This window comes from Streptococcus cristatus (assembly GCF_963529205.1).
GTDB classification, from domain to species: Bacteria; Bacillota; Bacilli; order Lactobacillales; family Streptococcaceae; genus Streptococcus; species Streptococcus cristatus_O.
This window is the reverse complement of record NZ_CAURYF010000009.1, coordinates 18,378-32,862: the sequence shown is the minus strand read 5'-3', so window position 1 is coordinate 32,862 and position 14,485 is coordinate 18,378. Positions and strand designations below refer to the sequence as shown.

The window sequence follows — 14,485 nt, the reverse complement described above, 5'->3', positions numbered from 1 at the left end:
CCGTTGGCCCAAATGAAAAGATAGTTTCTAATATACGTGATTGGGAAAAAATGACCTTGCCCCTGATAAGTTAAATGTTAAAGCGTTCTCAGATGGTAGTTTTAGAACAAGGTGAAATCCCGTTGTTATGGCATTAGTCAGGTGAGGGACAAAATCCGAAAAAAATACTTGGTCTGAACTTTTTCTAGCAGGGGCCGGATTAAAAAGAGGCTGAGGAGAAAGAGCAGGAGGATAGGGTAGAAATACCAAGGATTACTGACGAATTGCCCCCCCTCAACAGTCCTCAAAGGGATGTAAGTATGAGACAGCAGGATCTGCCCAGACAGGAAAAGTAAGGCAATCACAGTCATGGTCAGAATCAGAAACTAGCCCAGACTGAAGATGGTGTTAGAAAATTGATTCATGAGGGCCTGTTCTCCACCTTGATGAAATAGCGGTCTTCTCCCAGCTCAATCAGCTCGACTGGCTGAGGATAAAATCGATCCATGACCTCTTTTTGAAAAATTTCTTCTTTAGGACCTTGGGCTATAATTTCACCTTCTTTTAGAAGCAGGACATGATCCATAGTAGCAATGATTTCTTCTACATGGTGGGTGACATAGAGGATGGTTGGAGCCTGGTCCATCTGTGTAATCTTACCAATTTGATCCAGCAGGCGCTCGCGGGCAAAGAGATCCAGACCACTGGTCGCTTCGTCTAAGATAAGTAGTTCTGGCTTTTCCATGAGACTGCGCGCAATCAGCAAGAGTTGCTTTTCTCCTTGAGACAGACTGATGTAGCTCCGGCCAATCAATTCTTGCCCGCCAATGGAAGCCAGCATTTCCCTAGCTTGGTTCAGTTCTTCTTGTCCGTAAGGAGCATAGAGAATACTGCTTTTATACTTGCCTGTCAGGACGACTTCTTCGGCAGTGAGATGGCTGGGCAGGCGCTCAGCAATGAAGGAGCCGACTACTCCAATCTTAGTTCTCAGATGAGGAATGTCGCCAGCACCAAATTCCGTACCCAGAACTGTCACCTTGCCCTGAGTCTTCCAATGCTCAGCCATAAGCAAGCGCAGGAGAGTAGATTTTCCTGAGCCGTTGAGACCGAGGATGGCCCAATGCTCCCCCTTTTTCACCTGCCAGTTGAGATCTTTTAAGATGGTTCGGCCTTGTTTAGCCAAGCTTACATTTTCCAGTTTGATAATTTTTTCCATTTTTACTCTTTCTTTCGTTAAATCTTCTTTATTATAACAAAATTTAGGATAAAATAACCGATAGGAGGAGTCAGATGTTTTATAAAAGTAAGTTGATGTAGGTCCTTTTGCTAATGATTATCTTCTTTATCTGGTGTCAGATGAGGATCTTCCTATTATCATCATGGTACTCTTGCTCTTATCCAGCAATATCTATGGTGTACTAGAGATGATCGAGGCAATCCCGACTTATTCTATTCTCAAAGAAATCGCCAAGTTCTTGGTTAATCGCTATGATAATCACAAGGAAACCCAGCAGCAGAAGAAGAACGAAGAGCTTGGAATCGATTGATTCCAGAGTTTCGAGACCAGAAATAAGACGGAAGAAGGGTCTTCCGTCTTATTTCATTATGTCTTCAAGTCAGTTTTTCTCGTAGAGAAAAACAAGAAAACCACCAGCTAAGCTGGTAGCTGCTAAGGATTTGACCTTTCATTTCTTTTTCCTGGTAGAATCTATTTGTTCAGGTAAGACAAAGGAGAAAAAGGAAATGGCTAAAACCAGTTGCAGTTTATTACATACCGAATGGATGTGCAAATATCATATCATCTTTACTCCCCAAGTACCGCAGAAAAACCATTTACTACAAAATAAGACGAGATCCCATTGAGATCTTTTGTCATCTATGTCAATACAAAGGTGTGGAAATTACTGAGAGACAGATGATACCAGATCATGTTCACATGCTTGTCTTGATCCCTCCAAAACTTTCGAATTTTGATTTCACGGGATATTTGATAAATATGTAAGTATCGTTGATCTAGATGGAAAGGCAGTTGCCAAATATGTTCGCGAGCAAGAGAAAAATGAAATTGTCCTTAAAAAGTTAAGTGTCAAAGCGTACGAGGTTCCGTTCTCAGATGGCAGTTTTAGAACAAGATAAAAGCCCGTTGTTACGGGCTTTAGTCGAGTAACGATAGCTATTTTCCTGCTATCTATTAGACCAGGTTCTTGGTAGGAATAGAAGTAGAATTGGATAGATTTCTAAACGTCCTGCAATCATGGCAAGAGAGAGGAGGAATTTAGAAAATGGGCTATAGATAGAGAAGGTCTCGGTTGTCCCAATCATTGGTCCGATATTATTGAAACAGCTGATGACAGCACTAGTAACAGTCATTAGATTGTTATTGTCCAGACTGATGATGAAAATCAAAGCTGCGATAATCAAAATATAAACAGCTAAATATTTGAGAACCTTGTGTTGGGTATCTTTATCCAAAACAGCGCCGTTGATATGCATGGTTAGAACGCGGTTTGGCGAAAGTGTGGAAAGGATTTGGTTTTTAGCGATGCGGCTGATGATAATGGCACGGATCACTTTGAAACCGCCAGCGGTGGAGCCAGCAGAACCTCCTAAACACATGAGCAGCAGCAGAATGACTTGTGAGAAGAGGGGCCATTGTACGGTATCTCCATAGCCGAATCCTGTCGTAGTAATGATGTTGGAAACTTGGAAAAATGAAATTTCTAAGCTTTTAGCAAATTCCCCGTAAACATGGAGAACATTGAAGCTAATCAAAATAGTGGCAGTGAGGACAATCCAGAGATAGCCTTTCAACTCCTCGTCATGAAAACAGGCCTTAAATCTTCGAATCAAGAGATAATAGTAGAGATTGAAGTTTACCCCAAAGGTCAGAACGCCGAAGCTGACAAGGTAGGTGATTAGAGAACTGTTGTAGTGGGCAATTCCGTCGTTAAAGACAGTGAAGCCTCCCGTACCAGCCGTTCCCATTGCGATGACGATACTATCAAAGAGTGGCATGCCAGCTAGGAAATAAAGAAGGGCAAAAAGGGCAAAGAGCGCTAGATAGATAATATAAAGAATCTGGGCGGTGTTTCTTAGTTTCGACACAACCTTACCAAAGACTGGTCCAGGAACTTCTGCTTTCATGACCTCTAAGTGGCCATTTTTAGCATTGTCCATGATAGCTAAGGCAAAGACCAGCACCCCCATTCCTCCGATCAAGTGGGTAAAACTACGCCAAAAGAGGAGGGAGTGGGAAAGGACAGATACATCATTTAAAATCGTAGCACCAGTAGTGGTAAAGCCAGAGCTGACTTCAAAGAAAGCATCAATTAGATTAGGAATCTGGCCAGAAAAGACAAAAGGCAGAGCGCCAAAGAAGGACCAGAGAATCCAGCAAAGGGCAACAATCAGGACCCCTTCCTTGGTGTAAATGTGGGCATCCTTAGGCTTAAAGGCTGAACCTAATCCACCCAAAATCACTAAAATAATCATTGTCGCGCCGATCGAAAGGAAGACTTCAAGATCTTCATGGTAGATCAGGGCAACGATTGTTGGAACCAACAAGAGGGCTGCTTCAATTAGCAGGAGTTTGGAGAGGAGAAAGCGAATCATAGATCTATTCATGGGGCTACCTCTCTAACAAATCGTAAATCTTATCGATGTTTTGAATCAAGGTCGTCACGATGATCTTATCTCCGACTTCCAAATAGTCATCTCCACTTGGGAAGATGGCTACGCCTTGACGAATGATAGCAGCAATCAGCACCCCGCTCCTTAACTTGAGCTGAGAAAGAGGCTGTTCGATCATTTTATTTCCTTCGTTGATCTGGAATTGGAGTGTTTCAATTTGGCCATTTGCTACATGGTGCAAGGCTTCTAGGCTGGAGAATTGTGCGTTATTCCGTCCGCGGATAAAGTGCATAATGGTATCAACAGCAATCCCTTTTGGCGTGACAATACTTGCGAAGTCTTGATTGTTGATAATCTCAAGCAGACTGGTCCGATTCACTTTGGTGATATTTTTTTGAACTCCCAGGTTATTGAGGAACATGGAAGTGATGATATTTTCTTCATCAACGCCTGTCAGAGTAGCTATTGCATCGTAATGCGCAGCTCTTTCCTCGAGTAAAATATCTTTGGCTGTACCGTCTCCATTGACCACGTAGAGCTCAGGGAATTCTTGGCTGAAGAACTCTGCACGCTGGCGATTGATCTCGACGACTTTGAGCTCAATCTTACTATTTTTGAGAATATTTAAGAGATAATAGGCAATCTTGCCTGCCCCGATAATCATGAGGCTCTTGATGACTCTTGGTCGGATTTTATTGTGGAAGCGGACAATTTCTGAACGATTTCCAGTCAGGAAGATTTTATCAGATGACTGCAAGGTGAAATCACCATCTGGAATGCTGAGTTTTCCTTCTCTCTCAATAGCACAGATGATAACGTGAGGGAAATGCTTCCTAAATTGCGAGAGATTCATTTGGCAGAGATGACTTTCTGGCTTGATTTTAAACTCCATCAAGGTCACTCGGCCATTGGCGAAATGCTCCAATGACAGAGCGTTAGGAAAATCAATAATATTGGCAATATAACGAGCAGCGAGGAGTTCAGGGTTGACCATCAGAGAGAAGCCTAGAATATTTTTTTCTTTAAAATAAGCATTTGAGTATTCAGGATTTCTCACACGGACAATGGTTTCTTTGGCCCCCATTTTCTTTGCGAGAACGGCTGAAACCATGTTAACCTCATCCTGCTCAGTCATGGCAATAAAGATATCGCAGTGGGCAACATCTGCCTGCTCCAAGATTTTAAAATTCGCACCATTTCCAACGATGCCCATAATATCGTAACGTTTTGTAATATGATTTAGAACAGCTTCATTTTGTTCAATTAAAACGACATCATGCTTTTCAGCAACGAGCGAGCGACAAAGGGCGGCTCCGACTTTCCCGCTTCCGACGACGATAATTTTCATATTATTCCTCCCGAATATGTATCTATCATACCTTTTTTTATATAAAATTTCATCTATAAATCTCAATAAAGCCGTTTTTTACAGAATAGTAAGCTGTTTCAAGAGAAATCCTACAAAAATCTCACTTTTTGAGGTCATTTTTATTGACTTGTCGGAAGAAAATGATATACTAGGAAGGTACCCTCATTGATTTACATCAAACCTGTTGTGATGTAAGTTAATGATGCCTTAACCACGCTGTTTGCTGAGCTTGACTCCGGGCAGTGTGGCTATTTTTTTATTCTAATGAAAATCAGGAAAAAATCATGTCTCAGCAAAATCATATCGTCCTTTTTGAACCACAAATTCCGCAGAATACAGGCAATATTGCTCGTACTTGCGCAGCGACCAATTCTCCCCTCCATATCATAAAGCCCATGGGCTTTCCCATTGATGACCGTAAGATGAAGCGGGCAGGGCTGGATTATTGGGATAAGCTAGATATTAGCTTCTATGAGAGTCTGGATGACTTTATGAAGCAGATGGACGGACGGCTCTATCTGATATCCAAGTTTGCCGAGAAGGTCTACTCGGAGGAGAATTTCGCAGCAGAAGGCTCGCACTATTTCATGTTTGGTCGTGAGGATAAGGGCTTGCCTGAGGAATTTATGCGTCAGCATCCAGAAAAGGCCTTGCGCATTCCCATGAATGACCAGCATGTCCGCAGCTTAAATGTCTCTAATACGGTCTGTATGATTGTCTACGAAGCCTTACGGCAGCAGAACTTTGCAGGACTGGACTTGGCGCATGAATACGAAGCGGATAAGTTGAAATAACCTAGCCTTGTCCCACCAGCTCAGGCTACAGGAAATTAGCCTAGAAAGTAGGTACATATGAAATGGATCAAACATAAATGGGTCATCAGCACCCTCCTTCTAATCAGTATCTTTTCTGCAGTGCTCCTATACAATCATTTCACTGCTAAGAAGGATGAAGTGAAGTATGATGATTTTTCAATAAAAGTAGATAAGATTTTACTATTTGGGGATAAGCAACAGTATGTGGTTGGCCTTGATAAAGAAGGTCGTGGAACGGCAGCAGATCCTACTCAAAACTATCTGGTATCTCAAGAGCGTAGGATGCAGGAACGTCTTGCCAATAATAATCATCAGCTAGAGGGAGATTATTGGTATTTGATTCTATATGACTTGCGTACGAAGGATTTTAAGGAACGGAAGATTGATCTCTATAAGGAACTATATAGATATGATTATCAGCTCCAACCATGGGGGTGGGATTCTGTCCACTATAAGGGGAAAGATTATGTGGCTGTGCAAGTCACTCATAAAGATGCCCCAAATACCCAAAACGGTCGTAGTCGTTACCTTTTTTGGGATATAGAGGCAGAGAAGTTTCAGGAAGCTCCACAAGATTTTGATGCCGATACTTATATAGAGGAGATGGCTCTGGGTTTTGGTCCGACAAACCTTCGTGAAGCAATGAAGCCGTATCATGCAGGCGTATCCTATTGGACACTCTCATTTTCTGGGTTTAATGATGAGGAGAAATTTCCGAAGACAGCTAATATCAATTTGTATCAGGAATATCCAGAGATGGTAAAATTAGTGCAGGAAGACAAACTATTTAAAGTATATTTGCGGAAGGGACAAAACACAAAAGAGTCTGTCTTTGAGGATATGCGTCATTGGTTTGCGCCAATCGGTCAAGACAAGATAGATGTGATAGCCACTGATCCTAAAACGGGAGAACAAACCCCCATCAACTCTTATCAAGAGATGGAAGCTTGGTGGGATCAGCATTAAGCCATACGTAAAAAGTAGGTATACATGAATGCCATCTATTGAACTATTTTTGATTACATCAATCAAAAAGCTTGCTCTGGCAGGCTTTTTTTGTTATGATAAGAGTGTCTTCAGGGCAGGGTGTGATTCCCGACCGGCGGTAAGTTTGACTAGCTATTTTAGCTTTCTCGTCGTTGTCTTGTCTCGATATACTTTAAGTATAATCTTTGACTGCGACGCCTAGATAAATCTAAAATATCTTAGCCAAATAAGTCCGCGAGCGAAAGCTGATGTGGTGCGATTCCACAACCGACAGTATAGTCTGGATGGGAGAAGACGAAAGGCGTTATTGCCTGGCCGGTTGGTCGTTTTAATTTTATTTTAAGGGGTATTTTATATACTCTTATAAATTCTGAAAGGATTTTTCGGGCCTTGTGTTAGCAGCCTTCCAGCTTCTCTAATTTTTATAAATTGGAGGAACCTGTTATGACAAATACGCGCAAAATGGCGATAGTAGCGGCTCTATCTGCACTATCATTCCTGCTCATGTTCTATCAAATCCCTTTGGTAGCCGAGTTTCTAAAATTGGATTTTTCGATTATTCCGATTTTATTAGCCTTGGTTCTCTTGGATTTTAAGAGTTCTGTAGCAGTTTTGCTCATTCGCTCTGTTTTAAAATTGGCCTTAAACGGTCATGGAGTGGAAACCTTGATCGGTTTGCCAATCAATATTGTGGCGATTCTGGTCTTTGTACTCTTCTTTGCTCTTTTCTGGGAAAAGAAAAGAGATTTGATGAGCTATTTGCTTGCATCTTTCCTAGGAATTCTTTCCTTGACTGCAAGTATGCTGGCGCTGAATGCTTTTTATGCCATTCCGCTTTATGCTCGTTTTGCAAACTTTGATATCGGTCAGATGATTGGTGTAAGTAAGTATCTGCTGACCATGATTGTTCCCTTTAACCTATTAGAAGGAGTAATCTGGGCGGTGGCTTTCTGGCTAATTTACACGCTTTTGACGCCCGTTCTAAAACGCTATGAAAAATAAACAATCTTATCTAACAAAGGGCTCTTTTGCCCTTTTACTTTTCGTCATACTAGGCTACATGGTCAAGTTTTATCCAGAGCAGCTAACCAGCTTTGACACTCCGATTCAGACCTGGCTGCGGGGAGACTTGCCTGTAGCTTTGACGACATTTTTTAAACTGGTCACCAGTTTCATTGACCCGCTAGGAATTATTATCTGGGTGTCTGCCCTCGTCCTATTTTTCCTTTATAAAAAATGGAAGCTGGAAGCTGCCTTGCTGGCGGGAAATCTGGTCTTACATGGGATTTTGATTAAGCTGATTAAACTCGTCTACCACAGAAGTCGGCCTAGTATTTTGCATTTGGTCGAAGAGGGAGGCTATTCTTTCCCAAGTGGGCATGCCATGGCGACAGCCATTGTGGTGGGGACTTTGATCATTATCGTCCAGCAACGGATGCAGAATCAACAAATTAAGCGTCTGGTACAGGGCTTGCTCTTGCTCTTTATCTTGACCATTATGGCATCCAGAGTCTATCTGGGCGTGCACTACCCGACGGATGTTATTGGAGGAGCCTTGATGGGCTTTGCCATTCTCAATATCGAATTTCCCTTTTATGACAAGCTGCGCTTTCAGTGGCGCTTCACGGGAAAGCAGAAATAAATAGAGATGAGAAGAGGCTGGGACAAAAGTCCTAGCCTCTCAATTGTTTTTGGATTGTCGAGCAAGACGCAGTGGTTGAGTGGGCTCTACTAGGCTGATTTCATCAGCTTTTACAGCCCTACTCAACTGTGCGGAGGTGGGACGACGAAATCGAATTCTAACGAATTACCGATTTCTGTCCCACTCTCTTTTGTCTTGACAAAGGTAGCTTCTTCTTTTAAGATAGGAGCAAGTGAGATCAGGAGGAGGTTGTCCGTTTTGAATCCAGAAATTATACAGTCGATTTTAGCTCTTGTAGATGAGATTCCTGCTGGGCGCGTGGCAACCTATGGCCAGATTGCCCGTTTGATTGGGCGGCCTAAAAATGCCCGCTTGGTGGGAAAGATTCTCAGTCAGTCGGAGCATTATGGCGGCAAGCATCCTTGCCATCGGGTGGTCAATGCAGCAGGGCGTCTGACACCGGGCTGGGAAGAGCAAGCGCACTTGCTTTGGGCAGAGGGAGTGGACTTGAAGGCCAATGGCTGTGTGGACCTCAAGTGTTATCAATGGGAGCGATGATTTTCTTCTTTCTTGGTGAAAGAGGAAATTTTTGTTTCTAGGCTCCTTTTTGTGGTAGAATGGAAGGTATGAAATCTTACAATTCTTTGAATGATTATTATCGAAAACTTTTTGGAGAAAAGACTTTTAAGGTACCTATTGATGCGGGCTTTGACTGTCCCAATCGGGATGGTACGGTGGCGCATGGGGGCTGTACCTTCTGTACCGTTTCGGGTTCTGGCGACGCCATTGTGGCGCCTGACGCCCCCATTCGCGAGCAATTCTATAAGGAAATTGACTTTATGCACCGCAAGTGGCCAGATGTTCGCAAGTATCTGGTCTATTTCCAGAACTTCACCAATACTCATGAGAAGCTGGAAGTGATCCGTGAGCGTTATGAGCAAGCCATCAATGAGCCGGGCGTCGTTGGACTCAATATCGGTACTCGGCCAGACTGTTTGCCTGATGAGACCATTGCCTACTTGGCTGACCTGTCTGAGCGTATGCATGTGACTGTGGAGCTGGGGCTTCAGACTACCTATGAGGAGACCTCGGACCTCATCAACCGTGCTCATTCCTATGAACTCTATGTAGAGACGGTCCAGCGAGTCCGAAAGCTGGCTCCCAAGGCAGAGATTGTTTCTCACTTGATCAACGGCCTGCCGGGAGAGACCCATGAGATGATGCTGGAGAATGTCCGCCGTTGTGTGACGGATAATGACATTCAGGGAATCAAGCTCCACTTGCTTCACTTGATGACCAATACCCGTATGCAGCGGGATTATCATGAGGGGCGACTGCAGCTGCTCAGTCAGGAGGAGTATGTCTCCATCGTCTGCGACCAGCTGGAGATTATCCCCGAGCATATCGTCATCCACCGTATCACGGGCGATGCTCCGCGGGATATGTTGATTGGCCCTATGTGGAGCCTCAATAAATGGGAAGTGCTCAATGCCATCGAGGCAGAAATGCGCCGTCGTGGCAGCAAGCAAGGCTGTAAAGCAAAGGAGCAGAAATTCGTATGTTAAGACCCTTACAGATGGCTCATGCATTTTTGGCAGAAGTCGTGACCAAGGAAGATGTTGTAGTGGACGCTACTATGGGCAATGGACATGATACCCTTTTTCTGGCTAAGTTGGCCAAGCAAGTCTATGCTTTTGACATTCAGGAGCAGGCTGTGGACAAGACTCGCCAGCGCTTAGCAGAAGCTGGCATGGACAATGCTCAGCTAATCTTGGCTGGCCATGAGACTCTGGACCAATACACGGACCATTTCAAGGCAGCGATTTTTAATCTGGGCTACCTGCCTTCGGCGGACAAGTCTGTCATTACCCGACCAGATACGACGCTGGAAGCTTTGGAAAAGGTCTGCCGAGGCTTAGAAAAAGGTGGCCGTGCAGCTATCATGATTTACTACGGGCATGAAGGTGGTGAAGTTGAAAAAGATGCGGTGCTAGACTTCGTCAGTCAGCTGCCCCAGCAGGACTTTACCGTTGCCCTCTACAAGACCATCAATCAGATTAACAATCCGCCTTTTTTGGTTATGATTGAGAAATTAAAAGGAAAATAAGATTTCCAAGGTTGCTAAAAACTTTCTAAGGAATCATTTGGAGAAGAAATGGACAAGCAATATTTGCATGAAAAATTGGCTGGCTTACGAAACAAATACGTCGAGTCTGCCAAGGAAGAAACGAATGCTGGCTTTTTGGGTGAGGCCAAAATGAATAAAAAAATGCTGCGAATCAAGAAAAAATTGGTGAATCTAGAGATGGAGCGCTGCCAAAAGATGATTGAGCACCGCGACCTATCCAAAATAGATCAAAAGATTTCAGCGCAAAAAGAATTGTTTAAAGAGTGCTGCCAGCAAAGATAAAGGAGGTTCAAAGTGGAAATCCTTCTCTACACGATTGTCTTTCTACTCCTGTTGGTTGTATCGAATGTGACCAATCGCTTGCTGCCCCAGCTTCCCCTACCTCTAGTGCAAATTGTGCTGGGGATTTCGCTTGGTTTTCTCCTTCCTCAGGGGAAATTTCATTTAGATACAGAGTTATTTTTGGCCTTGGTGATTGGGCCATTGCTCTTTCGGGAGGCTGAGGAAAGTAATATTACCAGTATTCTCAAGCACTGGCGAATCATTTTATATTTGATTTTTCCAGTTATCTTTATTTCAACGGTTGGTTTGGGTTATCTGGCTCATCTTCTCTGGGCTGCCTTGCCCTTGGCGGCCTGTGTTGCCGTAGGAGCAGCTCTGGGACCGACAGACTTGGTTGCCTTTGCTTCCCTATCAGAGCGTTTTTCCTTCCCCAAGCGGGTGGAAAATATCCTAAAAGGAGAGGGATTGCTTAACGATGCGTCTGGTCTAGTTGCTTTTCGTGTGGCTCTTTTGGCCTGGACTACAGGAAGTTTTTCCCTAGGAAAAGCTAGTATATCCTTAGTTCTTTCCATTATTGGAGGATTTTCTGTTGGGATGGCCAGCGCAGCTCTTAATCGCTGGTTGCATAAACTGCTGATGAGTGCCCAAGTATCAGATATTGCCAGTGAGCTCTTGCTGGAGCTGAGCTTACCCTTGGTTACCTTCTTTTTAGCAGAGGAGATTCATGTCTCAGGGATTATCGCAGTAGTCGTTGCAGGTATCTTTAAGGCTAGCCGCTTCAAGCGGATAACGCTTCTGGAAGCTCAGGTGGATTCGGTCACGGAAACCATCTGGAATACGGTGAACTTCATGCTCAATGGCTCTGTTTTTATCATCTTAGGAATAGAGCTGGAGATGATTGCAGAGCCAATTTTAAAGAGCCCGATTTACGATAATCTCTTGCTACTCGTGAGCATTGTTCTTTTGACTTTCCTGCTCTTTGCCCTTCGGTTTCTTATGCTGTTCACTTTTTACTTCATTCGAATCAGAAGATTGCACAAGAATGTTGGAAACTACCTGAAGGAAATGCTGCTGCTGACCTTTTCAGGTGTCAAAGGAACTGTCTCCATTGCGACTATTCTTTTGATTCCGAGTCAGTTGGAGCAAGATCATCCTTTGTTGCTTTTCTTGGTAGCAGGTGTGACCTTTCTTAGCTTTCTGACGGGTTTGCTCACACTTCCTCATCTGTCTGAGGAAAGAGAAGAAGAAAACGAGCACCTCATGCACATTGCTATTTTAAATGAAGTGGTGAGTGAGCTGGAAGCAGGCCTCAAGCAAACCAAGGCTAAGGCACCTCTCTATGCGGCTATTGACAATTACCATGGTCGTATCGAAAACCTAATCCTTGAACAGGAAGACAAGGCTACTCAGCGAGACTTGGCAGCTCTGAAATTATTGATTTTGAGTATCGAAAATGATGGTTTGGAGCAAGCTTTTGAGGAAGGAAAAATCAGCGATCGTAGCTATCATCTTTATCAGCGTTACCTACATAATATTGAGCAGGGCATCAATCGAAACTTAGTTTCTCGCTTTACCTATATGTTTCTCGTTACACTGCGCGTATTGCGCATGTTGCTCCATGAAATCGTCACCCTTGGTGCTAGATGGCGCTCTTGGAGGCAAGGTGGAGCTAAGCATCTAACTGCTGAGGATATGGAGGATATAGCAGAGCTTTATCTGTCCAATACCGAAGTCATTATCGAAAGTTTGGAACATCTAAAGGGTATCTATAAGCCTTCTCTAATTACTTTTTTGCAGGAATCTCGACTAAGAGAAACGGAGATCATCGGTAGTGGTGCCTTCGTCGAGCGTGTTATTGCGCGATTCAAGCCCAATAACATCTCAGAAATGATCTGGGGCTATTATTTGGAGAGAAAAATTATCTTTGAATATGAGAAAAAGAAATTGATCTCAAGTAGCTATGCTAAACGCCTGCGCCAAAATGTCAATAATTTAGAAAATTACTCACTGAAAGAAAGAGCCAATACTCTACCTTATGACATGGTTAATTACGCTAGAGAGCGCTAGAAGATAAGGCTATCCAGTGAGCTCCACTAAAAATTAATAGAATTCAAAAAGAGAACAGAATACTTTATCCGTTCTCTTTTTGGGCTCTATAATTTCTGTAGTGGGTAACACCACTGTAGGAATTATGGAGCCTATTTGTTGTAGAAAAAAAGTCCCATAAGACTTATAATGAAAAGCGACCAAACCATCATTAGAAAGACTCTTATGGAACAGTTAAATTTTATCACAAACTTACTCGGAATAAAAGACCCTAACATCACTATCTTGAATGTTCTAGATGCTGGAACTCATAAAGAAATCATCGCTAAGCTAGATTATATCGCACCTAAATGCCCTCACTGCCAAGGACAAATGGCTAAATATGACTTTCAAAAAGAATCGAAAATTCCCTATCTAGAGTGTGCGGGTTACAAGACATTGATTCGTCTAAGAAAACGTCGTTTTCGTTGTAAATTTTGCAGGAAAATGGCTGTCGCAGAAACGTCATTAGTCAAAAAGAATCACTAAAATCTCAACTCAACGATTATCAATCAGAAAATCACTCAAAAATTAATCGAGAAAGTCCCTATGACGACCATCGCGGAAAGCCTGGCTGTCTCCACTTCCACCGTCATTCGCAAACTAAAAGAATTCAAGTTCAAGACTGACCTCAACGACCTTCCAGCGCACATGAGCTAGGATGTGGAAACAGTCAGGGAAGTGACTGTTTCAATCGGCAGATAGAGATGAGCTTCATTGCGCAGGATTTCGATTCAAGAAGGATTATAGCTATCCTAGATGGGCGGACACAAGGGACGATTCGCAATCATTTCTTTCGTTATTCTAGACAAGTGAGAAGTCGAGTCAAAATCATTACCATGGACATGTTTAGCCCCTACTACGATATTGCCAGAAAACTATTTTCAAACGCTAAAATTGTCCTCGACCGCTTTCACATTGTACAGCATCTCAATCGGACTATGGACCGCCTCCGCATCCAAATCATGAATCAGTTTGATAGGAAATCACACGAATATAAAGCACTCAAACGCTACTGGAAACTCATTCAACAGGATAGTCGGAAACTAAGTCACAAACGATTTTATCGTCCAACTTTTCGGTTGCACTTGACCAATAGAGAGATTCTAGAGAAGCTACTTTCTTACTCTCCAGAACTCCGAGAACACTATGAACTCTACCAACTCTTGCTTTTTCATTTTCAAGAGAAACAGGCTGATCATTTCTTTGATCTCATTGAAGATATCATTTCTTGTGTAAATCCCATCTTTCTAACTGTTTTTAAGACCTTTTTGAAAGATAAGGACAAAATCTTGAACGCACTGGAACTTCCCTACTCAAATGTAAAACTAGAAGCTACGAATAACCTCATCAAAATCATCAAGCGCAATGCTTTGGCTTTCGGAACTTTGACAATTTTAAAACTAGAATTCTCATCGCTTTGAACATCAAAAAGGAGAGAACCAATTTGGTCCTCTCCAGGGTATGACTTTTTGGGAACCCACTACAGTTGACAAAGAGCTCACTTTTTATTTGCTGATCATTAATTGTATAATAATTACGATAAATCTTCGCTTTCTTCATGTTTT

At 42.9% G+C, this 14,485-nt stretch carries 12 protein-coding genes, 4 pseudogenes and 1 riboswitch; of the genes and pseudogenes, 12 read left to right on the top strand and 4 right to left on the bottom strand.

All coding sequences use genetic code 11. From position 1 onward, the window contains the following. Positions 1-143: 143 nt before the first annotated feature. Both RWS39_RS03355 and RWS39_RS03350 read right to left on the bottom strand, forming a co-directional pair. Positions 144-350 (bottom strand): annotated as a pseudogene (locus RWS39_RS03355) (hypothetical protein); the annotation flags it as partial. A gap of 50 nt (positions 351-400) precedes the next feature. Further along, complete coding sequence (locus RWS39_RS03350) at positions 401-1,195, bottom strand: ABC transporter ATP-binding protein (RefSeq protein WP_314480458.1); 795 nt, start codon at positions 1,193-1,195, stop codon at positions 401-403. Between the two features lie 151 nt (positions 1,196-1,346). Here RWS39_RS03350 and RWS39_RS03345 point away from each other — a divergent pair. Both RWS39_RS03345 and tnpA read left to right on the top strand, forming a co-directional pair. Next, positions 1,347-1,526 (top strand): annotated as a pseudogene (locus tag RWS39_RS03345) (hypothetical protein); the annotation flags it as partial. Between the two features lie 196 nt (positions 1,527-1,722). Beyond that, positions 1,723-2,115, top strand: a pseudogene (gene tnpA, locus RWS39_RS03340) (IS200/IS605 family transposase). A gap of 48 nt (positions 2,116-2,163) precedes the next feature. Here tnpA and RWS39_RS03335 read toward each other — a convergent pair. Continuing rightward, positions 2,164-3,603: a TrkH family potassium uptake protein gene (locus RWS39_RS03335; protein WP_314480456.1), complete on the bottom strand. Its 1,440-nt coding sequence runs from the start codon at positions 3,601-3,603 to the stop codon at positions 2,164-2,166. A gap of 4 nt (positions 3,604-3,607) precedes the next feature. After that, positions 3,608-4,957 carry a Trk system potassium transporter TrkA gene (trkA, locus tag RWS39_RS03330; RefSeq protein ID WP_314480453.1) on the bottom strand — a complete coding sequence of 450 codons (1,350 nt, stop codon included), beginning with the start codon at positions 4,955-4,957 and terminating at the stop codon, positions 3,608-3,610. Between the two features lie 305 nt (positions 4,958-5,262). On the opposite strand from trkA, the gene RWS39_RS03325 reads away from it, so the two are divergent. The 10 genes and pseudogenes from RWS39_RS03325 to RWS39_RS03280 all read left to right on the top strand — a co-directional run bounded on the left by RWS39_RS03325 (position 5,263) and on the right by RWS39_RS03280 (position 14,385). Then, entirely contained in the window at positions 5,263-5,772 is a 510-nt protein-coding gene (locus tag RWS39_RS03325) for a tRNA (cytidine(34)-2'-O)-methyltransferase (RefSeq protein WP_314480451.1), read from the top strand. Between the two features lie 57 nt (positions 5,773-5,829). After that, positions 5,830-6,759 (top strand): hypothetical protein, encoded by a 930-nt coding sequence (locus RWS39_RS03320; protein WP_314480449.1) that lies wholly within the window; start codon positions 5,830-5,832, stop codon positions 6,757-6,759. A 102-nt stretch (positions 6,760-6,861) separates the two neighbouring features. Continuing rightward, positions 6,862-7,080, top strand: a riboswitch (FMN riboswitch). A gap of 144 nt (positions 7,081-7,224) precedes the next feature. After that, entirely contained in the window at positions 7,225-7,782 is a 558-nt protein-coding gene (locus RWS39_RS03315) for an ECF transporter S component (RefSeq protein WP_314480447.1), read from the top strand. Then, positions 7,772-8,422: a phosphatase PAP2 family protein gene (locus RWS39_RS03310; protein ID WP_314480444.1), complete on the top strand. Its 651-nt coding sequence runs from the start codon at positions 7,772-7,774 to the stop codon at positions 8,420-8,422. The genes RWS39_RS03315 and RWS39_RS03310 overlap by 11 nt, the downstream gene beginning before the upstream one ends. A 249-nt stretch (positions 8,423-8,671) precedes the next feature. Continuing rightward, positions 8,672-8,980 (top strand): MGMT family protein, encoded by a 309-nt coding sequence (locus RWS39_RS03305; RefSeq protein ID WP_390896036.1) that lies wholly within the window; start codon positions 8,672-8,674, stop codon positions 8,978-8,980. Between the two features lie 59 nt (positions 8,981-9,039). Beyond that, entirely contained in the window at positions 9,040-9,987 is a 948-nt protein-coding gene (gene mnmL, locus RWS39_RS03300; RefSeq protein ID WP_020992572.1) for a tRNA modification radical SAM protein MnmL/YtqA, read from the top strand. Then, positions 9,981-10,529: a tRNA 5-(aminomethyl)-2-thiouridylate-methyltransferase MnmM gene (mnmM, locus tag RWS39_RS03295; RefSeq protein WP_268731508.1), complete on the top strand. Its 549-nt coding sequence runs from the start codon at positions 9,981-9,983 to the stop codon at positions 10,527-10,529. The genes mnmL and mnmM overlap by 7 nt, the downstream gene beginning before the upstream one ends. Positions 10,530-10,577: 48 nt before the next feature. After that, complete coding sequence (locus tag RWS39_RS03290) at positions 10,578-10,832, top strand: hypothetical protein (protein WP_314480432.1); 255 nt, start codon at positions 10,578-10,580, stop codon at positions 10,830-10,832. A 12-nt stretch (positions 10,833-10,844) separates the two neighbouring features. Continuing rightward, entirely contained in the window at positions 10,845-12,899 is a 2,055-nt protein-coding gene (locus RWS39_RS03285; RefSeq protein ID WP_314480429.1) for a cation:proton antiporter, read from the top strand. A 204-nt stretch (positions 12,900-13,103) separates the two neighbouring features. After that, a pseudogene (locus RWS39_RS03280) lies at positions 13,104-14,385 on the top strand (ISL3 family transposase). The last annotated feature ends 100 nt before the right edge of the window (positions 14,386-14,485 follow it).